The sequence below is a fragment of the Streptomyces minutiscleroticus genome (genome assembly GCF_014650875.1).
GTDB classification, from domain to species: domain Bacteria; phylum Actinomycetota; class Actinomycetes; order Streptomycetales; family Streptomycetaceae; genus Streptomyces; species Streptomyces minutiscleroticus.
Genome location: NZ_BMVU01000001.1, coordinates 278,831 through 301,239 on the forward strand (window position 1 = coordinate 278,831; position 22,409 = coordinate 301,239).

At 73.3% G+C, this 22,409-nt stretch carries 20 protein-coding genes; 6 read left to right on the top strand and 14 right to left on the bottom strand.

What is annotated here, in order from left to right:
• Window positions 1-38: 38 nt before the first annotated feature.
• The 3 genes from IE271_RS01080 to IE271_RS01090 all read right to left on the bottom strand — a co-directional run bounded on the left by IE271_RS01080 (window position 39) and on the right by IE271_RS01090 (window position 3,553).
• Window positions 39-1,376 (bottom strand): pyroglutamyl-peptidase I, encoded by a 1,338-nt coding sequence (locus IE271_RS01080; protein WP_190188167.1) that lies wholly within the window; start codon window positions 1,374-1,376, stop codon window positions 39-41.
• 269 nt (window positions 1,377-1,645) lie between these two features.
• Window positions 1,646-2,626 carry an aldose epimerase family protein gene (locus IE271_RS01085; RefSeq protein ID WP_190188168.1) on the bottom strand — a complete coding sequence of 327 codons (981 nt, stop codon included), beginning with the start codon at window positions 2,624-2,626 and terminating at the stop codon, window positions 1,646-1,648.
• Between the two features lie 30 nt (window positions 2,627-2,656).
• A complete protein-coding gene (locus tag IE271_RS01090) occupies window positions 2,657-3,553 on the bottom strand; it encodes an SGNH/GDSL hydrolase family protein (protein ID WP_190188169.1) in 897 nt (298 codons plus the stop codon).
• A gap of 306 nt (window positions 3,554-3,859) precedes the next feature.
• Between IE271_RS01090 and IE271_RS01095 the strand changes: the two genes are divergently transcribed.
• Window positions 3,860-4,354: a DUF3145 domain-containing protein gene (locus IE271_RS01095; protein ID WP_190188170.1), complete on the top strand. Its 495-nt coding sequence runs from the start codon at window positions 3,860-3,862 to the stop codon at window positions 4,352-4,354.
• Window positions 4,355-4,564: 210 nt separating this feature from the next.
• Here the strand turns inward: IE271_RS01095 and IE271_RS01100 are convergent, their stop codons facing one another.
• The 5 genes from IE271_RS01100 to IE271_RS01120 all read right to left on the bottom strand — a co-directional run bounded on the left by IE271_RS01100 (window position 4,565) and on the right by IE271_RS01120 (window position 9,551).
• A complete protein-coding gene (locus IE271_RS01100) occupies window positions 4,565-5,836 on the bottom strand; it encodes a beta-ketoacyl-[acyl-carrier-protein] synthase family protein (protein ID WP_190188171.1) in 1,272 nt (423 codons plus the stop codon).
• An 82-nt stretch (window positions 5,837-5,918) separates the two neighbouring features.
• Window positions 5,919-6,167, bottom strand: coding sequence for an acyl carrier protein (locus tag IE271_RS01105; RefSeq protein WP_190188172.1), 249 nt, complete (start codon window positions 6,165-6,167; stop codon window positions 5,919-5,921).
• Between the two features lie 69 nt (window positions 6,168-6,236).
• Window positions 6,237-7,304 carry a ketoacyl-ACP synthase III gene (locus IE271_RS01110; protein WP_190188173.1) on the bottom strand — a complete coding sequence of 356 codons (1,068 nt, stop codon included), beginning with the start codon at window positions 7,302-7,304 and terminating at the stop codon, window positions 6,237-6,239.
• A 4-nt stretch (window positions 7,305-7,308) separates the two neighbouring features.
• Entirely contained in the window at window positions 7,309-8,256 is a 948-nt protein-coding gene (locus IE271_RS01115; RefSeq protein ID WP_190188174.1) for an ACP S-malonyltransferase, read from the bottom strand.
• A gap of 89 nt (window positions 8,257-8,345) precedes the next feature.
• Window positions 8,346-9,551, bottom strand: a complete 1,206-nt coding sequence (locus IE271_RS01120) for a PucR family transcriptional regulator (protein ID WP_190188175.1) — start codon at window positions 9,549-9,551, stop codon at window positions 8,346-8,348.
• A 98-nt stretch (window positions 9,552-9,649) separates the two neighbouring features.
• Here IE271_RS01120 and IE271_RS01125 point away from each other — a divergent pair, with 98 nt between their 5' ends.
• Window positions 9,650-10,300, top strand: coding sequence for a pirin family protein (locus IE271_RS01125; protein WP_190188552.1), 651 nt, complete (start codon window positions 9,650-9,652; stop codon window positions 10,298-10,300).
• Window positions 10,301-10,356: 56 nt separating this feature from the next.
• Here the strand turns inward: IE271_RS01125 and IE271_RS01130 are convergent, their stop codons facing one another.
• Entirely contained in the window at window positions 10,357-11,181 is an 825-nt protein-coding gene (locus IE271_RS01130; RefSeq protein WP_190188176.1) for a serine hydrolase domain-containing protein, read from the bottom strand.
• 9 nt (window positions 11,182-11,190) lie between these two features.
• Window positions 11,191-11,670: a GNAT family N-acetyltransferase gene (locus tag IE271_RS01135; RefSeq protein WP_190188177.1), complete on the bottom strand. Its 480-nt coding sequence runs from the start codon at window positions 11,668-11,670 to the stop codon at window positions 11,191-11,193.
• Between the two features lie 93 nt (window positions 11,671-11,763).
• Here IE271_RS01135 and IE271_RS01140 point away from each other — a divergent pair, with 93 nt between their 5' ends.
• The gene (locus IE271_RS01140; protein ID WP_190188178.1) at window positions 11,764-12,246 is read left to right on the top strand and encodes a MerR family transcriptional regulator; all 483 of its coding nucleotides are present in this window, start codon (window positions 11,764-11,766) and stop codon (window positions 12,244-12,246) included.
• Complete coding sequence (locus IE271_RS01145; protein ID WP_190188179.1) at window positions 12,243-13,259, top strand: aldo/keto reductase; 1,017 nt, start codon at window positions 12,243-12,245, stop codon at window positions 13,257-13,259. The genes IE271_RS01140 and IE271_RS01145 overlap by 4 nt, the downstream gene beginning before the upstream one ends.
• Before the next feature lie 38 nt (window positions 13,260-13,297).
• Here IE271_RS01145 and IE271_RS01150 read toward each other — a convergent pair whose 3' ends face one another.
• From IE271_RS01150 to IE271_RS01160, 3 genes are all read right to left on the bottom strand, one after another.
• The gene (locus IE271_RS01150; RefSeq protein ID WP_190188180.1) at window positions 13,298-14,158 is read right to left on the bottom strand and encodes a DUF4429 domain-containing protein; all 861 of its coding nucleotides are present in this window, start codon (window positions 14,156-14,158) and stop codon (window positions 13,298-13,300) included.
• 67 nt (window positions 14,159-14,225) lie between these two features.
• Window positions 14,226-15,452, bottom strand: coding sequence for an alpha/beta hydrolase (locus tag IE271_RS01155; RefSeq protein WP_190188181.1), 1,227 nt, complete (start codon window positions 15,450-15,452; stop codon window positions 14,226-14,228).
• A 161-nt stretch (window positions 15,453-15,613) separates the two neighbouring features.
• Window positions 15,614-16,282 (bottom strand): TetR family transcriptional regulator, encoded by a 669-nt coding sequence (locus IE271_RS01160; protein WP_190188182.1) that lies wholly within the window; start codon window positions 16,280-16,282, stop codon window positions 15,614-15,616.
• A gap of 148 nt (window positions 16,283-16,430) precedes the next feature.
• Here IE271_RS01160 and IE271_RS01165 point away from each other — a divergent pair, with 148 nt between their 5' ends.
• Entirely contained in the window at window positions 16,431-18,050 is a 1,620-nt protein-coding gene (locus tag IE271_RS01165; protein ID WP_190188183.1) for an MFS transporter, read from the top strand.
• A 259-nt stretch (window positions 18,051-18,309) separates the two neighbouring features.
• Window positions 18,310-18,618, top strand: coding sequence for a small hydrophobic protein (locus IE271_RS01170; protein WP_190188184.1), 309 nt, complete (start codon window positions 18,310-18,312; stop codon window positions 18,616-18,618).
• Between the two features lie 607 nt (window positions 18,619-19,225).
• Here IE271_RS01170 and aceE read toward each other — a convergent pair.
• The gene (gene aceE, locus IE271_RS01175) at window positions 19,226-21,973 is read right to left on the bottom strand and encodes a pyruvate dehydrogenase (acetyl-transferring), homodimeric type (RefSeq protein ID WP_190188185.1); all 2,748 of its coding nucleotides are present in this window, start codon (window positions 21,971-21,973) and stop codon (window positions 19,226-19,228) included.
• Window positions 21,974-22,409 lie beyond the last annotated feature (436 nt).

A 22,409-nucleotide genomic window follows, 5' to 3' on the forward strand; every position in this document is an offset into this window, starting at 1 on the left:
TCCCTCCCACCGGGCGCCGGCGGCGGCCCGTACGGCCGTCAGCCCGTGTGCTCCACGGCCACCCGGAGGACCGCCCGCACCTGGGCCACGATGTCGAGCCGGTTCCGCACGAACTGCGGGTCGGTCACCGTCCCGGTCGCCGGGTCGGTGTTGCCGGCGCCGAACTCCAGCACCGGCGTGTGGACGTGGCCGGCCGGCAGCGTGTCGTGCAGTCCGAGCCGGTCGCGCAGCAGCGTCGCCCGGTACGCGATCTCGTTGGACAGGTAGTTCCCGCCGCCGCCCGCGCGGGCCGCCGAGCCCGGCGTCGGGCCGTCGGCGCGGTTCACCGGCTCGGTGCCGCCCGCGGGGACCTCCGTCACCGCCGTGTTGTCGTACACCGGGAAGCGGCCCGTGTCCGCGGCCGTGATCGCCGCGTACGGCAGCGTCGTCGACGTCCACTGCGGCTGCGTGGCCGGGTCGGCGACCGGGGCGACCCCGGTGCGCGAGACGTCGGCGTTGTCGAGGGAGCCGCCCCGCCAGGCGCCGTTGGTGCGCTCGATGTCGAAGCGGCCCACCCGGCCCTGGCTGACCGTCGTGAGCAGGTCCACCTCCGGCAGGTGCGGGCGCAGCGTGCGCTCCACGGTGCCTTCCCCGGTGCCGGAAGCCCGGGAGGTGCTCCCGGCGAAGTCGTCCCAGCGGACCGGGAAGACGGCCGTCTCGACGCGGACCGGGCCGTCCGCCGTACGGATCACCGTGCCGTCCAGCGCCAGGGCGCTCGCTCCCGAGGGGTTGGAGATGCGGATGTCGCGGTCCAGCGTGAACGGGTCGAAGCCGGTGAGCAGGACGCGCCCGACGCCCCCGGCGCGCGGATAGTCGATCGTGGTCTGGCCGCGCGAGGTCCGCTCCAGCAGGTCGAGCAGTGCGGCCCGCCGCTCTTCGGAGAGGGCGAACCCCGGCTCCCACGTACGTACTTCGCGGGTCATGCCGAGGCGCGCCCAGTACAGCGGCCGGTCGTCGTCCCGGCTGAGGCCCGCCCCTCTCCCGCCGTCACCCTGCCGGGGAAGCGCTTCGCGCCTTTCGTCTTCCGCCGGGCCCCTGCCCTGCGCCCGGTCCACCGCCCGCCGCCACAGCCGCTCGCCGTGGCGCTCGACGGCCTTCTCGGCCTGCCGGTAGGAGTGCGCACCGGCCAGCGCCCGCGCGAAGGAGGGGGCCACCGAGTCGAACCCGGAGCGGCGCAGGATCTCCTGCGGGACCGCCTGGTCGAGCCGCTGCTCCTCCACGGTGGGGGCCGCGGCCGTGACCGCGGGGGCCCCGGCCGCGAGCGCGGGCGGGGCCGTAAGGCCGGTCAGCAGGGCCGCCAGGCCGAGGACGCCGAGCCGAACGCGTATCGATTCCACAGGTGTTCAGGTCCTTCCGTCGCGCGTGGGGTCGCCGGACGGCCGCAGTATCACGTGACGGGCGGGGCGTGCGCCATGGTGCGTGACGGGAGGGAAAGGGGGGACAAGCGGAGGTACCGGACGCCGGGCGTCGCCCAGCGGCGCCGAGCAGGTCCGCACGGCGCCGGGGCGCACGGCCCGGGCGGGCCGTCGGCCGCCGGCCACCGCGGCACGGCCACGGTGGGGGTCTGACCGGGCCCGCCGGTCCCGGGGGCCCGCGGGGCGCCGTCCTAGCGGGCCGAGAAGCCGTACACCGTCTCCGAGCGGTACACCTGGCCCGGCCGCAGTTCCGTCCCCGGGAACTCCGGCCGGTTCGGGGAGTCGGGGAAGTGCTGCGTCTCCAGCGCGATGCCCTCGCCGGGCGCGTACGGCAGCGAGGCGTCCAGGCCGTCGGCCGTGTAGACCTGAATGCCGGGCTCGGTCGTCGCCACGGTCAGCACCCGCCCGGACGCCGGGTCGTGCAGCTCGCCGACCTCCTCCGGGGCGGCGGTCACACCCTTGTCGAAGACGAAGTTGTGGTCGTAGCCGGAGCCCACCTTCCGCGGCTGCCGGAAGTCGAAGCGGGTGTCCTCGACGCCCGCGAGCTCGCCGGTCGGGATCAGCCCCGCGTCGACGGGCGTGTAGCGGGAGGCGGCCAGGCGCAGCTGGTGGCCGCCCGCGTCGCCCGAGCCCGCCAGGTTCCAGTACGCGTGGTTGGTCAGGTTCACCACCGTCGGCGCGTCCGTGACCGCCTCGTAGGAGATGCGCAGCGCGCCGTCCCCGCCCAGCGTGTACGCCACCGTCACCGCCAGGCGGCCCGGGTAGCCCTCCTCGCCGTCCTCGCTCACCAGGGAGAGCCTCACGCCGTCGGCGAGCGGCTCGGCGTCCCACACGCGCTTGTCGAAGCCGCGCTCGCCGCCGTGCAGCGCGTTCGGGCCGTTGTTGGCCGCCAGCCGGTACGTCCGCCCGTCCAGCGTGAACGTGCCGCCCGCGATCCGGTTCGCGTACCGGCCGACCAGCGCGCCGAAGTACGGCTCGGGGTGGGCCACGTAGTCCTCGACCCGGGGGAAGCCGAGCACCACGTTCGCGCTCCTCCCGTCCCGGTCGGGGACCTCGACCGACTGCACGGTCCCGCCGTAGGTCAGGACCCGCACGCGCGTACCGCCCCGCTCCAGGGTCCAGCGGTGGACGGGCGTGCCGTCGGACAGGGTGCCGAAGAGTTCGCTGCGCATGATCCGCACACTACGCCGGGCGGACGCGGCTCACGCCACCGGGCGCTTCGCGGTCACGGTCCGGTAGGCGATCTCGGCCAGCCGCGCCTGGCCGTCCTTGCTCGGGTGGAAGTAGTCCCAGCTGCTCAGCTGCGCGGTGCCGAACCGGTGCTCGAAGACGGCCCCGCCGTCGTAGCGGCACAGCCGGTCCTCGGCGCAGACCTCCTCCAGGACCTCGTTGTAGGCGACCACCCGCGCCCGCACCCGGTCCCGTCTCTCGTCCGACGCCGCGTCCAGCGCGTCGGCGTCGCCCAGCATCGACGGGCAGATCCCCAGCGACCAGATCTTCTTGACCGCCGGGTCGTCGCGGCCCGCGGACCACAGCCGCTTCAGGTCCGGCACGCTCGCCACGTACACCTGCGCGCGCGGCAGCGCCTCGCGCAGTGTGCCCAGCGCCTTGACGAACTGCGCGCGGAAGTCGGCGACCGGCGTCATCGCCGAGGTCGTGGCCCGGCAGGCGTCGTTGGCCCCGGCCAGCACCGTGACCAGCTCGGGTCTGTGGGCGACGGCCTTCTTCATCTGCGCGTCCAGATCGGCCATGCGGGCGCCGGACACCGCGTCGTTCCAGCTGTTCCCGGCGGCTTCGGCCTTGCCGAGCAGCCGGACCGCGAGGCTGTCCACCGTGGTGTCGCCACCGGTCGCCCAGGACGCCTCGGGGCAGTCGGAGAGCACCTGGCAGGCGTTGAGGGCGCGGGTGATGGAGTCGCCGACGGCCGCCACCGACTTCGGGGCGCGGTCCCAGCCCGAGGGGGAGGGCGACGCCGCGGGCGAGGAGCCCGAGCCGGGCGGGCCGTCGCCCGCGTCGCAGCCGGCCAGTCCGGCCCCGCACAGCAGCGCGGCCGCCGCCGCGACGGCGGCGCCGCGGGAACGCCGGCTTCGCTCGCGCATCCCTGGTCCCCTCTGTCGTGCTTCCGGAGTCCTTCGCTCCGGAGCGGCAGGCCATGTGAACGTGACGGCGGCGCCGGGAGTTCCCCGCGGGGCGCCCGCGGGAGGTATCTCACACGGAAGGGGCGCCGGACCCCGGTCCGGGGTCCGGACAGGCGTCCCGCCGGGTGAAACCTCGGCGTTTCGGGGCACCGGGACCGACGGTACGTCACACTCCTTGCGCCGCCGCACGATAGCCTCGCACCGTGGCTGCCCTGCCACTGACGTTCCGCTAAGTTACAAGATGCCCCGCTCTGTCCGGAGGTCCCAGTGACGACACGTGGAGTTCTCTACGTGCACTCCGCGCCGCGCGCGCTGTGCCCGCACGTCGAGTGGGCAGTCGCCGGCGTACTCGGCATCCGCGTCAACCTCGACTGGATCCGGCAGCCGGCGGCCCCCGGCACCTGGCGCTCGGAGTTCTCCTGGCAGGGCCGCGCCGGCACCGCCTCCCAGCTCGCCTCCGCGCTGCGCGGCTGGCAGATGCTGCGCTTCGAGGTCACCGCCGAGCCCTCCGCGGCGGCCGAGGGCGAGCGCTACAGCTGCACGCCCGAGCTCGGCATCTTCCACGCCGTCACCGGCGTCCACGGCGACATCCTGATCCCCGAGGACCGGCTGCGCGCCGCCCTGGGCCGCTCCCAGCGCGGCGAGACCGACCTGGAGGCCGAGATCGGCCGGCTGCTCGGCAAGCCCTGGGACGACGAGCTGGAACCCTTCCGGTACGCGGGTGAGGGCGCTCCCGTCCGCTGGCTCCACCAGGTCGTCTGACGCTCCCGCGGGACCCGGGGCGGGCCCTGGCACCCCGGCGACGCGAGAGGGCCCCCACCGTGCGGTGGGGGCCCTCTGCCATGCATGTCCGCGGGCGGGCGGGAAACAAGATCCGTCGAGTGGAACAGGACCGCCGGGCGACGCCCTCCCGTACGAAGAGGGCGTCGCCCGGCGGTGCCGCTGTCCGCGGGGCCCGGCCCCGCGGCGGGATCAGACCGTGCGGAACGCGAGCACCACGTTGTGGCCGCCGAAGCCGAACGAGTCGTTCAGCGCGGCGATGCGGCCCTCCACGGGCAGCTTGCGGGCCTCGTCGCGGACGACGTCGGCGTTGGCCTCGGCCTCCGGGTCGAGGTTCTCGACGTTGATGGTCGGCGGGGCGATGCGGTGGTACAGGGCGAGCACGGTCGCGACCGACTCCACGCCGCCCGCGCCGCCGAGGAGGTGCCCCGTCATCGACTTGGTCGCGGAGACCGCGATGTGGTCGGTGTCGTCGCCGAAGACGCTGCGCAGGGCCTTCAGCTCGGCGATGTCGCCGGCCGGGGTCGAGGTGGCGTGCGCGTTGACGTGCACGATCTCGGCCGGGTCCAGGTCGGTGTTGTCGAGCAGGTGCCGCAGCGCCTGCGAGATGCCGCGGCCCTCGGGCTCCGGCTGCACGATGTCGTGGCCGTCGGCGGAGATGCCCTGGCCGACTGCCTCCGCGTAGACGCGGGCGCCGCGCTGCGCGGCGTGCTCGGCCGACTCCAGGACCAGGACGCCGGCGCCCTCGCCCAGGACGAAGCCGTCACGGGCGGTGTCGTAGGGGCGCGAGGCGCCCTGCGGGTCGTCGTTGTTCTTGGACATCGCCATCATGTTGCCGAAGGCGGCGATGGGGAGCGGGTGCACGGCGGCCTCGGTGCCGCCCGCCACGACCACGTCCGCGCGGCCGGTGCGGATCATCTCGATCGCGTACCCGATGGCCTCGGCGCCGGAGGCGCAGGCGGAGACCGGGGTGTGCACGCCCGCACGGGCGCCCACGGCGAGGCCCACGTTGGCGGCGGGGCCGTTGGGCATCAGCATGGGCACGGTGTGCGGGGAGACACGGCGGACGCCCTTCTCCTTCAGCACGTCGTACTGGTCGAGCAGGGTGGTCACGCCGCCGATGCCGGAGGCGATCACCGCACCGAGCCGCTCCGGCTCGACGTTCCCGTCCTCACCGGCCGGACCGGTGAAACCGGCGTCGGCCCACGCCTCCTTGGCCGCGATCAGCGCGAACTGCGCCGAGCGGTCCAGGCGGCGGGCCTGCGGGCGCGGGATGACCTCGCCCGGCTCCACCGCGGCCTGCGCGGCGATGCGGACCGCCTGCTCGGCGGCCCACTCCTGCTCCAGGGGGCCGACGCCGGAACGACCGGCGACCAGACCCTCCCAGGTCGATGCTGCGTCGCCACCCAGCGGTGTGGTTGCGCCGATACCGGTGACGACCACGGTGCGATTGGTCGGGCTCACGGGAATTCTTTCTCCAACGGATACGAGGATTCAGCGGCGCCACCGCCGGGTGGCGGGGCAGGGCCCTGGGGACCGGGAAGGGTCAGCCCTGGTGCTTGAGGATGTACTCGGTCGCGTCGCCGACCGTCTTGAGGTTCTTGACGTCGTCGTCCGGGATCTTGACGTCGAAGCGCTCTTCGGCGGCGACGACGACCTCGACCATGGACAGCGAGTCGACGTCCAGGTCGTCGGTGAAGGACTTGTCCAGCTGGACGTCCTCGACCGGGATGCCGGCGATCTCGTTCACGATCTCTGCGAGACCGGCGACGATCTCTTCCTGGGTGGCGGCCATGTTGGGCGCTCCTTCTTGTGTATCCAGCGGTGTGGCGGTACTCCGCCCGGAGTGTTCCGGACGGTGTGCCTAGGGGAGGGTAACGACCGTGGCGGCGTAGACGAGACCCGCCCCGAAGCCGATGACGAGCGCGGTGTCGCCGCTCTTCGCCTCGCCGGTCGCCAGGAGCCGCTCCATGGCGAGCGGGATCGAGGCGGCCGAGGTGTTGCCGGTGGTGCGGATGTCACGGGCGACCGTGACGTGCTCCGGCAGCTTGAGAGTCTTCACCATCGAGTCGATGATCCGCACGTTGGCCTGGTGCGGGATGAAGACGTCCAGGTCCTCCGGGCTGATCCCGGCCGCGTCCAGCGCCTGCTGGGCGACCTTCGCCATCTCGAAGACGGCCCAGCGGAAGACCGCCTGGCCCTCCTGCGTGATGGCGGGGAACTTGACGTTGCCCTGGGAGTCGAGGGGCAGGTCGGAGACGTCGCCGGCGGGGGTGCCCCCGCTCGGGCGAAGCCGAGAGTGGGGGAAGAACTTGTCCCACGGCACGGTCTGCTTGATCGTCTCGGACTTGTCGCCCTCGGAGCCCCAGACCGTGGGGCCGATCGCCGGCTCCTGCGAGGGGCCGACCACGACCGCGCCCGCGCCGTCGCCGAACAGGAAGGCCGTCGCGCGGTCCTCCAGGTCGGTCAGGTCGGACAGCCGCTCCACGCCGATCACCAGGACGTACTCGGCCGAACCCTCGACGACCATGCCCTTGGCGAGGGTGAGCCCGTAGCCGAAGCCCGCGCAGCCGGCCGAGATGTCGAAGGCCGCGGCCTTCTGCGTGCCCAGCTTGTCGGCGATCTCGGTGGCGACGGCGGGGGTCTGGCTGAAGTGCGAGACGGTCGAGACGACGACCGCGCCGATCTGCTCGGCGGCGATGCCCGCGTCGGCGATCGCCTTGCCGGAGGCCTCGACGGACATCGCGGCGACGGTCTCCTCGGGGGAGGCCCAGTGCCGGGTCTCGATGCCGGAGCGCGAGCGGATCCACTCGTCGGAGGAGTCGATCCTTTCGAGGATCACCTCGTTCGGCACGACCCGGGTCGGGCGGTAGCCGCCGACACCGAGGATGCGCGCGTACGGGGCGCCCTTGCTGGGCTTGATCTTCGACATGCTCTCAGGCTCCTTCTCGGACGCCCGCCGGGTCGGCGGACGCGGCCGTCTCCGCGATCAGCTCGCGGGCGGCGTCGAGGTCGTCGGGGGTCTTCAGCGCCAGGGTCCGGACGCCGGGCAGGGCCCGCTTGGCGAGTCCGGTGAGGGTGCCGCCCGGGCACACCTCGATCAGCGCGGTCGCACCCAGCTTCTCGAACGTCTCCATGCACAGGTCCCAGCGGACCGGGTTGGCCACCTGGCCGACCAGCCGGGCGACGACCTCGGCGCCGGCGGTGACGGTCGCGCCGTCCTTGTTGGAGACGTAGGTCACGCGCGGGTCGGCGGGCGTCAGCTCCGCCGCGGCCCGCCGGAGCGTCTCGACGGCCGGCTCCATGTGGTGCGTGTGGAAGGCGCCCGCGACCTTCAGCGGCACGACGCGGCGCACGCCCTCGGGCTTGTCCTCCGCCAGGGCGGCCAGTTCCTCGGCGGTGCCGGCGGCCACGATCTGGCCCGCGCCGTTCACGTTCGCCGGGGTCAGGCCCAGCTTCTCCAGGTGCGGCAGGGTCGTGGCCGGGTCGCCGCCCAGGAGCGCCGACATGCCGGTCCGCGTCACGGCGGCGGCCTCGGCCATCGCCAGACCGCGGGTGCGCACCAGCTTCAGCGCGGCGGTGTCGTCCAGGACGCCCGCGAGCGCGGCGGCGGTGATCTCGCCGACGCTGTGACCGGCGACGACGTCCGGGGCGGTGTCACCCAGCGCCGCGGCGGACAGGAGGCCGGCCGCGACCAGCAGCGGCTGCGCCACCGCCGTGTCACGGATCGCGTCGGCGTCGGCCTGCGTGCCGTAGTGGGCGAGGTCGAGCCCGATGGCGTCCGACCACGCGGCGACGCGGTCGGCGGCGCCGGGGAGGTCGAGCCAAGGAGTCAGGAAGCCGGGCGTCTGGGCGCCCTGGCCGGGAGCGACGAGTACGAGCACTCTCACACTCTCTCTTGTGGGCGGCCCGGGCCGCCCGTGGGGACAGGGACGAAGAACAGGAACCCAAATTGTAGATGTTCAACAACGGGCTACGACTGGGAATCACCGTCGGTGAGACGTCCCAGGATCAGCGCGATGCGCAGAGTGAAGGCGGACCGGACGTCGGAGGGCGACCACCCGGTGACGTCTGTCACACGTCGGAGCCGGTAGCGCACGGTGTTGGGATGCACGAACAGCATCCGCGCGGCGCCCTCCAGACTGCTCGCCTGCTCCAGGTAGACGCTCAGCGTCTCCAGGAGGGCGGACCCGGCCTCCTCCAGCGGTCTGTAGATCTCCTCCACCAACTGCTCGCGCGCGGAGGGGTCGCCCGCGATCGCGCGCTCCGGCAGCAGGTCGTCGGCCAGCACCGGGCGCGGGGCGTCCTGCCAGGCGGAACACGCCTTGAGCCCGGCCGCCGCCGCCTGCGCGGACCGGGTCGCGGCCAGCAGGTCCGACACCACGGGACCGGCCACCACGGGCCCCGGGGCGTACGGGCCGATCAGCGACCTGGCGACGCCCAGCGGGTTGTCGCTGCCGCCGGCGATGACGACGAGCCGGTCGCCGAGCACGCCGGTGAGGACCTGGAGCTTGGCGTGGCGCGCGGCCCGGCGGATCGCCTCGACGGTCAGCTCGCTGTCGCCGTCGGGCGCCGTGCCGAGGACCACGCACACGTGCTCGGGGCTGTTCCAGCCCAGGGCGGCGGCGCGGCTCACGGCGCCCTCGTCGGCCTCGCCGGACAGCACGGCGTTCACGACGAGGGACTCCAGGCGGGCGTCCCAGGCACCGCGTGCCTCGGCGGCCTGCGCGTAGACCTGGGCGGTGGCGAAGGCGATCTCCCGCGCGTACACCAGCAGCGCCTCGCGCAGCACGGACTCGTCGCCCGGCGCCGCGACCTCGTCGATCGCGGACTCCATGACCTCGATCGTGGTGCGCACCATCTCGACGGTCTGGCGCAGCGTGATCGCTCTGGTCAGCTCGCGCGGCGCGGTGCCGAAGACGTCGGTGGAGATCGCCTGCGGGGCGTCGGGGCGGCGGAACCACTCGGTGAAGGCGGCGATTCCGGCCTGGGCGACGAGGCCGATCCAGGAACGGTTCTCCGGCGGCATCGCCCGGTACCAGGGCAGCGTCTCGTCCATCCGCGCGATGGCCTGCGCGGCGAGACGTCCCGACGACTTCTCCAGGCGTTTCAGGGTCGCTGCGTGGTCGTGGACGGGGCGCGCCGCGGGATCGGCGGCACTGACTTCGGGTTCGGGCACGGGGACAAGAGTGCCTCATCGGGACAAGTGCGTGGGGCGCCGGGTCCGGCCCGGGGCCGTCGGCCGGTCCGCGTGGCGGGACTACGGTGGGAGGCGTGATGGACGTACGGCGCGCCGACGAGCGCTACCGCGGAGGTGACCCGGCGACCGGGATCGAGTCCTGGCACGCCTTCTCCTTCGGCCCCTACTACGAGCCGGACAACCTGCGGTTCGGGGCCGTCATCGCCTGCAACGAGGAGAGACTCGCCCCCGGCGCGGGGTTCGACGAGCACCCGCACAGCCACACCGAGATCGTCACCTGGGTCGTCGAGGGCGAGCTGACCCACCGCGACTCGGCGGGCCACGAGACGGTGGTGCGCCCCGGCGACGTGCAGCGCCTCAGCGCCGCCGGCGGGGTCCGGCACGTCGAGCGCAACGACGGCTCGAAACCGCTGGTCTTCGTCCAGATGTGGCTGGCCCCGCTGGAGCCGGGCGGCGAGCCCGCGTACGAGATCGTGCGCGGCATAGCCGACTCCACGCCGTACGCGGTGCCGGAGGCGGCCGCGATGCTGCACGTGCGGCGGCTCGCGGCGGGCGAGCGCACGGCGGTCCCGGAGGCGCACCACGTGTACGTGCACGTGGTGCGCGGCGAGGTCCTGCTCGACGGCGTCCTGCTCGGCCCGGCCGACGAGGCCCGCCTGACCGGCGAGAAGGGCCTGGAACTGGAGGCCGCGACCGAGGCGGAGCTGCTGATGTGGGAGATGGCCTAGACCCGCCTGGCCCGGCGCTGTCGGCCCGGCCCCCGGCCCCCGCCCGGGCCGCGGGGCTAGGCCCCGCGCAGCTCCGCCAGGACCGCGTCCGTGAACGGGGGCCACGCCTCGACCGCCCACGGGCCGAAGGCGCGGTCGGTCAGGGCCACGCAGGCCGCGCCCGCGACGGGGTCCACCCACAGGAACGTGCCGGACTGGCCGAAGTGCCCGAAGGTCCGCGGGGAGGACGAAGCGCCCGTCCAGTGCGGGGACTTGCCGTCGCGGATCTCGAAGCCGAGGCCCCAGTCGTTGGGGTTCTGGTGGCCGTAGCCCGGCAGGACGCCCTTCGTGCCCGGGTACTGGACGGCCGTGGCCCCGGCGACCGTGCGCGGGTCCAGCAGGCGCGGCGCCTGCAGCTCGGCGGCGAAGCGGACCAGGTCGTCGACGGTGGAGACGCCGTCCTTCGCGGGCGAGCCGTCGAGCGTGGTCGCCGTCATCCCGAGGGGTTCGAGCACCGCCTGGCGCACGTACTCGGGGAAGGGGATCTCGGTGGCCTTGGCGATGTGGTCGCCGAGCTGCTCGAACCCGGCGTTGGAGTACAGCCGCCGCTCCCCGGGCGCGGACATGACCCGGTGCTCGTCGAAGGCGAGGCCCGAGGTGTGCGCGAGCAGGTGGCGGACCGTGGCACCCTCGGGCCCGGCCGGCTCGTCCAGCTCGATCGCCCCCTCCTCGTACGCGACCAGCGCGGCGTACGCGGCGAGCGGTTTGGTGACGGAGGCCAGCGGGAAGCGGTGGCCGGCGGGGCCGTGCGACCCGGCGACGGTGCCGTCCGCGCGGACGACGGCCGCGGCGGCGGTGGGGACGGGCCAGTTCTCGATCAGCGCCAGGCTCTGCAAGGACATGCCCCGAGCCTAAGTGGACCGCAGGTGCAGGCGCATCGAGGGGTCGGGCTTGCGCACGAAGCCGAGGGAGGCGTAGAGCGGCTCCGCCTCGGCGGAGGCGTTGAGATCGACGTGGGCCGCGCCGATCTCGCGGAACCAGTCCAACAGCGCCTCCACGCAGGCCCGGGCGTAGCCCCGGCGGCGGACGTCCGGGTCGGTGGCGACGCTGAAGACGTGGCCGACCCGGCCGTGCGGGTTGTCCGCGCGCCCGATCCGGTACTCCAGCGTCCCGGCGGCCAGCGCCGCGAGCGTGCCCGGCCGCTCCGGGTGGTCCACGACGAACGCGGCGAAGGTGCCGTCCGGCCCGGCGAGCCGGGCGCGCACGGTCGGCAGCGACAGCGCGTGCCAGTCCGTGGACGGATCGCCGGCGTGCACGGAGTCGATCATCACCTGGCGCAGGCGCAGCACTTCGGCGGCGTCCTCGGGCGTGGCACGGCGTACGAGGCTCATGATCCGCACGGTAGCGGCCGCCCCCGCCCGGTGTCCTGCGGGTTTCCCGGCGTGCTTGCCTGGAGTGCACTCCAGGGTTCTAGCGTGGTGGCCATGACGGTGATGGAGACCACGGATCGAGCGATTCCGGCCGACACCAGGACGGACGTCTGCGCCTCGGCCCCGCCGCGCCACCCGCGCCCGGACGGCCAGGACGCCTACACCATCAGCGAGGTCGCCGCCTTCACCGGGCTGACGGCCCACACCCTGCGCTGGTACGAGCGGATCGGCCTGATGCCGCACATCGACCGCTCGCACACCGGCCAGCGCCGCTACAGCAACCGCGACCTGGACTGGCTCGGCTTCGTCGGCAAGCTGCGGCTGACCGGCATGCCGGTCGCGGACATGGTGCGCTACGCGGAGCTGGTGCGCGCGGGCGAGCACACGTACGGCGACCGCCGCGAGCTCCTGGAGGCGACCCGCCGGGACGTCCTGACCCGGATCGCCGAGCTGCAGGACACGCTCGCCGTACTCGACTTCAAGATCGGTTTCTACGCGGACGCCGGACGGCGCCCGGTGACGGAGGGGGCCCGATGACGGACGGCACACTCGAGACGGTGCGGCTGGGGGACACCGGACCGGAGGTCGGGGTGCAGGGGCTCGGCTGCATGGGCATGAGCTTCGCCTACGGACCGGCCGACGCGGAGCAGTCGCGGGCCGCCCTGGAGCGGGCACTCGACCTGGGCGTGACGCTCTTCGACACGGCCGACTCCTACGGGGCGGGTCAGAACGAGACGTTCCTCGCGCCCTTCCTCGGCAAGCACCGCGACGCCGTGGTGATCGCGACGAAGTTCTCCCTGACGATCCCGCCGGACGACCCGACGCGGCGGATCATCCGCAACGACCCGCCGTACATCCGCCAGGCGGTCGAGGCCAGTCTGCGGCGCCTGGACGTCGACGAGATCGACCTCTACTACATGCACCGGCGCGACGTGAACGTCCCGATCGAGGAGACGGTCGCCACCATGGCCGAGCTGGTCCGCGAGGGCAAGGTCAAGCACCTCGGGCTGAGCGAGGTCACCGGGGACGAGCTGCGCGCGGCGGCGGCCGTGCACCCGATCGCGGCCGTGCAGTCGGAGTGGTCGCTGTTCAGCCGGGACATCGAGGCCGGCGTGGTGCCCGCGGCCAAGGAGCTGGGCGTGGCCCTGGTGCCGTACTCGCCGCTCGGCCGCGGCTTCCTGACCGGCTCCTTCACCGACGCCGACCGGGACCTCGGGCAGGACGACTTCCGGCGGCAGCAGCCGCGCTTCACGGGCGGCAACGCGGCCGCCAACGCCGCGCTGCTGGAGCCGGTGCGCGCGATCGCCGCCGCCCGCGGCGCCTCGGCGGGCCAGATCGCGCTCGCCTGGGTCCAGCAGCGGGCCGCGGTGCACGGCCTCCCGGTCGTCCCGATCCCCGGCACCACCAAGCCCCACCGCGTGGCGGAGAACACGGCGGCGGCGCGCATCGTCCTCACGGACGAGGAGCTGGCGTCGCTGGAGCCGATCGCCGCCCGGGTGGCGGGCGACCGCTACGCCGACATGTCGTTCACGTCGGCGGGCCGGGAGTAACCGGGAGCGGCGGCGTCCGCCGCGGGCCGCGGCGGGCGTCACAGCTGCGCCAGCAGCTCCGCCTTCTTCGTGCTGAACTCCTGGTCCGTGACCAGGCCCGCCTCGTGCAGCTCGCCGAGGTGGCGGATGCGGTCGGCGATGTCGGCCGGGTCGCGGCGCGGCACGGCGGCGCCGGTCTGGGCGGCGGGCCCGGCCGCGCGGATCGCCGCCAGGACCGACGCGGCGAACGGCAGCGACTCGTGCACCGGGCCGTAGCCGAGGCCGAAGACGACCGCCGCCGGGTCCTGGTCGGGCTGCGCCGCCGCGCCCGCCGCGCCCGCCTCGCGCGGCAGCAGCCGCAGGTGCCCCTCGAACACCTCCGGCGAGCGCCACTCCACCCCGCTCAGCGACGAGACGGGGAAACTCTGGTCGCCCGCCTTCCACTTGGCGGAGGACGCGCCCGTCCAGAACCAGCGGAAGGACACGGCCGAGCCGTCGAAGCTCGCCTTCGCGTCGTAGGCCTTGAACTGCTGCGGCGCCGCGGGCGCCGCCACCAGGTGCCGGTCCGTCGGCCCCGCGTCGTTCTTCGCCGCCAGCGCCCGCAGTTCGTCCGCGTAGTACTCGGCCAGCAGCGCGCGCTCGGCCGGCAGCACCAGGCGGTAGGGGTCGGAGGTCTCCTTCAGCTGTCCCGCGGCCGCCTCCAGGAGCGGGTCCGCCCCCGGTCTCAGTTCCGCGCGCAGCACCACGGTGCCGCGCCTGCCCTCGGTGAGGGTCACCCCCGCGATCGCGTCGACGGGGACGTGGCGTTCACCGAGCGCCTGGAGCAGCTTCGGCGTACGGATCCCCCGTTCGAAGCGGATGAGCACGGAGTCGGACTCGAACTCCCAGGCGGCATGAAATCCGGCCAGTACGTCACCCATGCGCTTCATCGTATGCGGCAGGCCCCCTTCCGTCGCTACCCCCGGAGGACCGCACTTCCTGCTGTTTCTACGCGTGTCCGCCCGTTGTTGCATCGGTCAAACCCTGCTGGCACACGCCATCCTCACGGGCGCACGAGACCGCACGGTATGCGCCAACGCCGATCTGCGCGAAGTTGCGCAGGCTGTCGGTGCCGGGCTCGAAGTACCCGGCGTGCCCTCTCGCGTCCCGCGCGGACAGCACCCGCGCCCCGAACGCCGCGGACACCGGGTCGGCGCCGTGGCCGAGCCCGCCGACCTCCAGGTACGGCACGTCCTGGATCCAGTCGTCGGCGTCCCGCATGGCCCACACCCGGGCCGGGGTGTCCAGGTGCGCGACCCGTTCGGCGCGCATCCCGGGGCTGCCGGCGACCGCTATGTCGGTGACGCGCGACGGCAGGCCGCGCGCGGCCACGCCGCAGACCACCGAGCCGTAGCTGTGGCAGTACAGGGCGACGGGCGAGCGGCCCGGCAGCGCGCCGACCAGCGAGTCGAGCCGCGCCGCGCCCTCCTCCGCGCGCATGGCGGTGGCCGCGTCCATGCCCAGGCCGCTGGGCGCGGTGTAGTCGGCCCAGGCGATCACGGCCGTGCGGGTCGAGGGGTCCGCCGCGCGCTCCGCCCCGTACAGCGCCCGCGCCATGCCGACGGGCGCGGCGTACCGGCGCTGGGTGCGCTGGAAGGTGAGCACGTCGGTGTCGACGCCCGGCACCACCACCGAGACGCGCTCTGCGGCGGACAGGTCGCCGAAGACCTCGGCGACCCGGCCGGAGCCGTTGGGGTCGAAGGCGAGGATCTGCCGGTCCCGCGCCATCAGGTCGGTGAAGCGGTGCAGACGCCGGGCCGCCTCGTGCTGGCCGGCCGGGGAGAGCCGCTTGTCGTGCACGAGTTCGCGCTCGACCGCGCGCGCCCGGCCGAGCGCGACGCGGTTGGCGCGGTAGCGCAGTTCGGGCGGGGCGCCGTTCATGTTGCCGACCGCGAGCGGATAGCGGTGGACGAGCTCGGTGCGCCGGCGGTCGGTGAGCGAGGCGAAGAAGCGGGCGAGCGGGACGGGGCCCGCGCCGGGGTCGGGCAGCCGGTGCCCGCCGATGCGGCCGTGCTCCCAGGCGGAGAGGGAGGCTTCGAGCGGGGACGGCGACCGGTGGGCGCGCACGGCGGTCCAGCCGGTCGTCGCCAGCATCACGAACACCACGGCCAGCGCGAGGAGCATGCGCCACACGCCGGCCTGGTCGAGTTGGGGGGACGAGTCGAAGGAAGTCACTGGGAGGACACCCTAGGAGAAGCGGAGGGCCCGCCGTCACATGAGTGAGGGGGATCACGTTTCCCAGTGGCGAACGGGGGCATGGAAAGTGGATTTACCCACTCTTCCTCACGTTGTGTGTGCGACTCCTGTGCCGTTCACGTCCGTATGTACGGATTGCGTCACCGCGCGTGCTCGCGCCAGCCTCCCGTCAACGCGGGCGCCACGGCGTCCAGGTGCTCGGTCGTCAGCCGCCGGATGGCCGCGACGCTGAGGTCCTCGCCGGTGCTCCACAGCCGCTCGGTGGCCCGCAGCACCCCGCCGAACAGGGCCACCGCCACCCGCGGCCGCGGATCGGTCGCCGCGTCGAGGCCCTCCCGCTCGGCGATCAGCCGCGCGACGCGCTCCTCCAGCTCCATCGAACGGCGCAGGTGGGCGGCGAACAGCACGGGCGTCGACTCGATCAGCTGGCAGGTGCGCATGAGCACGTCGACCGGTACGACGGACCCGACGGTCTCGCCGATCGTGTCCCAGCTCTCCAGGGCGGCCCGCCGCAGCGCCTCCAGCGGGGCCTCACCGGGCGGGCGGGCGCGCAGCGTCCGGACGAAGTGCTCCTCCGCCATCTCCGCGACGGCGAAGACGGTCTCCTCCTTGTTCGCGAAGTAGCGGAAGAACGTGCGCTGCGAGACGTCCACCGCGTCCGCGATCTCGTCGACGGTCGTCCCCTCGTACCCCTGGACCGCGAACAGTTCGAGCGCGGACCGCAGCAGCGCGTCCCGGGTGCGCCGCTTCTTGCGCTCCCGCAGTCCCGGCCCCGCCGCCGTCTCCACGACCGACGTCGCCGTCTCCATCCCCGACCGCCTCTCGTCCGTGTTCCCGCAGTTCAGGGTGCCACTAGTGGACTCCTCGACTCCGTTCGGGTGCCTGTGGGTGACGTGACAGTTACCGACTTGTGAATTGGTTTGTCAACTGTCAGCGGCTGACATTAATTTGAGCCGCATGACTAGTCAGACCACCGTCGACACGACCGGCCCGGCGGAGCAGGGCCCGGCCGTCGCCTCGGGTCCCGCCCCCGCCAAGGGGCTGCGCGGCCACCCCTGGCTGACGCTCATATCCGTGGCGATCGGCGTCATGATGGTGGCCCTCGACGGCACCATCGTGGCGATCGCCAACCCGGCCATCTCGGACGACCTCAAGGCGAGCCTGGCGGACGTCCAATGGATCACCAACGCCTACTTCCTCGCCCTCGCGGTCTCCCTGATCACCGCGGGCAAGCTCGGTGACCGGTTCGGCCACCGGCAGACCTTCCTCATCGGCGTCGTCGGCTTCGCGGCCGCCTCCGGTGCCATCGGCCTCTCCGACAGCATCGCCTTCGTGATCACCTTCCGGGTGTTCCAGGGTCTCTTCGGCGCCCTGCTGATGCCGGCCGCGCTCGGCCTGCTGCGGGCCACCTTCCCCGCCGAGAAGCTGAACATGGCGATCGGCATCTGGGGCATGGTCATCGGCGCCTCCACCGCGGGCGGCCCGATCCTCGGCGGCGTACTGGTGGAGCACGTCAACTGGCAGTCCGTCTTCTTCATCAACGTGCCGGTCGGCGTCCTCGCCCTCGTCCTGGGCCTGGTGATCCTCGTCGACCACCGTCCCGAGAACGCGCCGCGCTCCTTCGACCTGCCGGGCATCGCCCTGCTGTCCGCCGCGATGTTCGCCCTGGTCTGGGCGCTCATCAAGGCCCCCGAGTGGGGCTGGGGCGACGGCAGGACGTGGGCGTTCCTCATCGGCTCCCTCGTGGGCTTCGCGCTCTTCGCCCTCTGGGAGAAGCGGGTGGGCGAGCCGCTGATCCCGCTCGCGCTCTTCCGCTCGGTCCCGCTGTCGGCGGGCGTCGTCCTCATGGTGCTCATGGCCATCGCCTTCATGGGCGGCCTGTTCTTCGTCACCTTCTACCTGCAGAACGTGCACGGCATGAGCCCGGTCGACTCCGGCCTGCACCTGCTGCCGCTCACCGGAATGATGATCGTCGGCTCGCCCCTGGCGGGCGCGATGATCACCAAGGTGGGCCCGCGCGTCCCGCTCGCCGGCGGCATGGCCCTCACGGCCGCCGCCATGTTCGGGATGTCCACGCTGGACACCGGGACCGGCAGCGGTGTCATGTCGCTGTGGTTCGCACTCCTCGGCCTGGGCCTCGCGCCGGTCATGGTCGGCGCCACCGAGGTCATCGTCGGCAACGCGCCGCTGGCGCTCTCCGGCGTCGCCGGCGGCCTCCAGCAGGCGGCCATGCAGATCGGCGGCAGCCTCGGCACGGCCGTCCTCGGCGCCGTGATGGCCTCCAAGGTCGACAACGACCTCGCGGGCAACTGGGCGGACGCGGGGCTCCCGCCGCTCACCCCCGAGCAGCAGGCGGCCGCGAAGGAGGCGGTCCAGGTCGGCGTCCCGCCGGTCGCGCCGGGCACGCCCGAGGCGATCGCCGCGAAGATCACCGGAGTCGCGCACGACACGTTCATCTCCGGCATGGGGCTGGCCTGCCTCGTCGCCGCGGTCGTCGCGGTCGTGGCCGTCCTCGTCGCCCTCCTCACCAAGCGGGGCGCGAACCCGGAGGCGGCGATGGGCGGAGCGCACATCTAGCCCCTCCCGCCCGGGACTTCGCCCCGGCCGAGGCCCGCTCCCGCACCGCGCGGGAGCGGGCCTTCGCGCTGCTCGGGGTCCGACCGGCCGCACTGGTACGGGAGTCGGGCGGGCCGGACGGGACCGGACGGAGGGAAGTCGGTGACCATGCCGCGGGCTTCGGCGGAGACGGCAGGTCTACCGGGCGCGGGCCGGGGTAACCGGGTCGACAGAGCCCGAACCGGCCGGAGTTCGGCCGGCTCTGAGGTCCAGGGAGTTGATGATGGCGGGCTTCGGCCACACATCGCGCAGGCACCCTCGCTCACGCGGCCGGACGGGGTCGCGGAGCGGGCCGGATCGCGCGACGCTGGGAATCATCGGAGTCATCTGCGCGGTCGCCGGATTCTTCGTGCTGGGCATCGTGCTCGGCCCGGTGGCGGTCGTCTGCGGCTGGCTCGCCATGGGGCGCAGCTGGAACGGTGCCCGTCCGCTGCCGGCACTCGTCGCGCTGGTACTGGGCGCCATCGACACCGTTCTGGCGATCGTCGCGCTCGCCGGAACCGCCTCCCCCGGGTACGGGGTGTTCTGACCCCCGGGGAGCGGAGAGAGCCGCCCGGCACAGGAACACCTGGGGAGGTGGGCCGCCGGACGGAAAGGGCCCACGGCACCGCCGGGGGCCCTTTTTCCGTGGGGACCTGCGCGGACAGCGGCACGGGGACGGCCGGTCCCCGGTTTTTTCCGTGGGTCCCTGTGGAGGAGGAGCACGGGAATGGCCGGTCCCCGGCTTTTCCGGGGCCGTTGGGGGGAACGGCACGGGGACGGTCGGCCCCGGCTTTTCCGGGGCCCCTGGGTGAGCGGCACGGGAATGACCGGTCCCCGGCTCTTCCTGGGTCCGTCAGGGGAGCGGCACGGGACAGCCGGTTCCCCGGCGGGCCGGGCGCCGTACAGGCGCGACTCCGCCTCCGGCGGCCGACGGGCGCCGGGCGGCGGTCCGGCCGCCCCGCGCGTCCGCGGCGCGGCCGGACCGCCACCGCGCGGCCGTCTGCCACGGCGGGGCGCCCGCCGCGCCGGCGGACGCCGGCCGGCGATCGGCCGCGCGCCGTCCGCCCGCCCCGCGGCCCCCGCGAACGCCGAGGGGCGGCGGGGCCGCAGCCCCGCCGCCCCTCGGACGGCTCCGCCGACGCGCTCCCGCGGGGCTACGCGTCGCCGCCCGCCGCGCCCGGATCCGCCGCGGTGACGTCGAGCAGCCGGTAGCGGTCGATGGCCTGCTTCGGCGCCGAGCGGTCGACCTTGCCCTCGCGGGCCAGCTCCGTGAGGACCGCGACCACGATCGACTGGGCGTCGATGTGGAAGTGGCGGCGGGCCGCGCCCCGCGTGTCCGCGAAGCCGAAGCCGTCCGCGCCCAGCGACTGGTAGGTGCCGGGCACCCAGCGCGCGATCTGGTCCGGCACCGAGCGCATCCAGTCCGAGACGGCCACGAACGGCCCCTCGGAGCCGGAGAGCTTGCGCGTCACGTACGGGACGCGCTGCTCCTCCTCCGGGTGCAGGAGGTTGTACCGCTCCGTCTCGACGGCGTCGCGGCGCAGCTCGTTCCAGGAGGTCGCCGACCAGACGTCCGCCTTCACGTCCCACTCCTCGGCCAGGATCCGCTGCGCCTCGAGGGCCCACGGCACGGCCACGCCGGACGCCATGATCTGGGCGGGGACCGAGCCGGCCGTGCCCGGGGCCAGTCGGTGGACGCCCTTGAGGATGCCCTCGACGTCCACGTCCTCCGGCTCGGCCGGGTGCTGGATCGGCTCGTTGTAGACCGTGAGGTAGTAGAAGACGTCCTCGCCGTGCGGGTGTTCCTGCGAGGAGCCGTACATCCGGCGCAGGCCGTCCTGCACGATGTGCGCGATCTCGAAGCCGTACGCCGGGTCGTAGGCGACCGCGGCCGGGTTCGTCGAGGCGAGCAGCTGCGAGTGCCCGTCCGCGTGCTGGAGCCCCTCGCCCGTCAGGGTCGTGCGGCCCGCGGTCGCGCCGAGGACGAAACCGCGCGCGAGCTGGTCCGCCATCTGCCAGAACTGGTCACCGGTGCGCTGGAAGCCGAACATCGAGTAGAAGACGTACACCGGGATCAGCGGCTCGCCGTGCGTGGCGTACGCCGAGCCCGCCGCGATCAGCGAGGCCGTGCAGCCCGCCTCCGAGATGCCGTCGTGCAGCATCTGCCCGGTCGGCGACTCCTTGTAGGCGAGCAGCAGCTCGCGGTCGACCGCCTCGTACTGCTGGCCGAGCGGGTTGTAGATCTTCGCGCTCGGGAAGAACGAGTCCATGCCGAACGTGCGGTACTCGTCCGGCGCGATCAGCACGAACCGCTTGCCGATCTCCTTGTCCCGCATGAGGTCCTTCAGGAGACGCACGAAGGCCATGGTCGTCGCGATGGACTGCTGGCCCGAGCCCTTCTTCACACTCGCGTACGTCTTGTCGCCGGGCAGCTCCAGCGGCTTCGACCGCACGACGCGGGTCGGGACGTACCCGCCCAGGCCCTTGCGGCGGTCGTGCATGTACTGGATCTCCTCCGAGTCCCGGCCCGGGTGGTAGTACGGCGGCGCGCCGGACTCCAGCTCCTTGTCGGGGATCGGCAGGTGGAGGCGGTCGCGGAAGCGCTTGAGGTCGTCGACCGTCAGCTTCTTCATCTGGTGCGTGGCGTTGCGGCCCTCGAAGTTCGGGCCGAGCGTCCAGCCCTTGACCGTCTGCGCCAGGATCACCGTCGGCTGGCCCTTGTGCGCCTTGGCCGCCGAGAACGCCGCGAAGATCTTCTTGTGGTCGTGGCCGCCGCGCCCCAGGTGCAGGATCTGGTCGTCGGTCATGTTCTCGACCATCTTGCGCAGCCGGTGGTCGTCGCCGAAGAAGTGCTCGCGGATGTACGCGCCGGTCTCCGTGGCGTACGTCTGGAACTGGCCGTCCGGTGTCGTGTTCAACCGGTTGACCAGCACGCCGTCGCGGTCCTGGGCCAGCAGCGGGTCCCAGGTGCGGTCCCAGACCAGCTTGATCACGTTCCAGCCGGCGCCGCGGAAGACCGACTCCAGCTCCTGGATGATCTTGCCGTTGCCGCGCACCGGCCCGTCGAGCCGCTGGAGGTTGCAGTTGACGACGAAGGTGAGGTTGTCCAGGCCCTCGCGGGCGGCGATGGACAGCTGGCCGAGCGACTCCGGCTCGTCCATCTCGCCGTCGCCGAGGAACGCCCAGACGTGGGACCTGGAGGTGTCCGCGATGCCGCGCGCCTCCATGTACCGGTTCATGCGCGCCTGGAAGATCGCGCCCAGCGGGCCGAGGCCCATGGAGACGGTAGGGAACTCCCAGAAGTCCGGCATCGAGCGCGGGTGCGGGTACGACGACAGGCCGTTGGGGGCCTTGGAGTGCTCCTGCCGGAACCCGTCGAGCTGGTCCTCGGAGAGCCGGTCGAGCAGGTAGGCGCGGGCGTAGATGCCCGGCGAGGCGTGGCCCTGGAAGAAGACCTGGTCGCCGCCGTCGCCCTCGTCCTTGCCCCGGAAGAAGTGGTTGAAGCCCACGTCGTACAGGGAGGCGGAGGAGGCGAAGGTGGCGATGTGGCCGCCGACGCCGATGCCCGGGCGCTGGGCCCGGGAGACCATCACGGCCGCGTTCCAGCGGGTGGCGTTGAGGATCTTCCGCTCGATCTCCTCGTTGCCGGGGAAGAACGGCTCGTCCTTGGTGGCGATGGTGTTGACGTAGTCCGTGCTGCGCATCTCGGGCACGGCCACGCGCTTCTCGCGGGCCCGCTCGATCAGACGCAGCATCAGGTAGCGGGCCCGCTCCCGGCCGCGCTGGTCGACGGCGGCGTCGAGCGAGTCGAGCCACTCCTGGGTCTCTTCGGGATCGAAGTCCGGGACCTGACTGGGCAGACCGCCAATGATGATCGGGTTGCGATCGGATCCGGAAGCCACGCTGTTCCTTCGCTCTCGGAGGGGCTGTACGGGGACTTTCCTGCGCTGGTTCTCGGGATGCCGCCAGGGCTCCGTCAGGACTGGCTCGGGGGCTCCCCGGCGGCTTGTTTCCACCGGTGCGCGCCGGTCCCCATCGTCCACCGCGGGGCCGGAAACGTCATCTCTACCAAGGGGTAACCGACTCGTTCCCCTCACTCCTTTCACGGGTGCCCCGTTCAAATCGCAACGATACGCCCCAGTCCGTGACGTGTTCCGCAAAGCCGTTCGCCCCTCGTACGGGCAGAGGGTTCCGAATTCCGCAAAGCGGGCACAAAGCTGTGGCGTGCGTCACGCTGGGATGTGTTTCCGTGGCAGGAGTTGCGGCGACACGGCCGGGAACGTCACCGTTTCGGCGGTCTCGGCGGCCGGGTACTTGCGCGATCCGTCGCGCCCGTGT

Excerpts from the sequence above, each read along its gene's own strand:
- IE271_RS01085 (WP_190188168.1), bottom strand. The coding sequence starts at position 2,626 with ATGCGCAGCGAACTCTTCGGCACCCTGTCCGACGGCACGCCCGTCCAC.
- IE271_RS01105 (WP_190188172.1), bottom strand. The coding sequence starts at position 6,167 with ATGGCCGCCACCCAGGAAGAGATCGTCGCCGGTCTCGCAGAGATCGTG.
- IE271_RS01140 (WP_190188178.1), top strand. The coding sequence starts at position 11,764 with ATGACGGTGATGGAGACCACGGATCGAGCGATTCCGGCCGACACCAGG.
- IE271_RS01145 (WP_190188179.1), top strand. The coding sequence starts at position 12,243 with ATGACGGACGGCACACTCGAGACGGTGCGGCTGGGGGACACCGGACCG.
- IE271_RS01165 (WP_190188183.1), top strand. The coding sequence starts at position 16,431 with ATGACTAGTCAGACCACCGTCGACACGACCGGCCCGGCGGAGCAGGGC.
- IE271_RS01150 (WP_190188180.1), bottom strand. The coding sequence starts at position 14,158 with ATGGGTGACGTACTGGCCGGATTTCATGCCGCCTGGGAGTTCGAGTCC.
- IE271_RS01110 (WP_190188173.1), bottom strand. The coding sequence starts at position 7,304 with ATGTCGAAGATCAAGCCCAGCAAGGGCGCCCCGTACGCGCGCATCCTC.
- IE271_RS01135 (WP_190188177.1), bottom strand. The coding sequence starts at position 11,670 with ATGAGCCTCGTACGCCGTGCCACGCCCGAGGACGCCGCCGAAGTGCTG.
- IE271_RS01170 (WP_190188184.1), top strand. The coding sequence starts at position 18,310 with ATGATGGCGGGCTTCGGCCACACATCGCGCAGGCACCCTCGCTCACGC.
- IE271_RS01160 (WP_190188182.1), bottom strand. The coding sequence starts at position 16,282 with ATGGAGACGGCGACGTCGGTCGTGGAGACGGCGGCGGGGCCGGGACTG.
- IE271_RS01090 (WP_190188169.1), bottom strand. The coding sequence starts at position 3,553 with ATGCGCGAGCGAAGCCGGCGTTCCCGCGGCGCCGCCGTCGCGGCGGCG.
- IE271_RS01130 (WP_190188176.1), bottom strand. The coding sequence starts at position 11,181 with ATGTCCTTGCAGAGCCTGGCGCTGATCGAGAACTGGCCCGTCCCCACC.
- IE271_RS01125 (WP_190188552.1), top strand. The coding sequence starts at position 9,650 with ATGGACGTACGGCGCGCCGACGAGCGCTACCGCGGAGGTGACCCGGCG.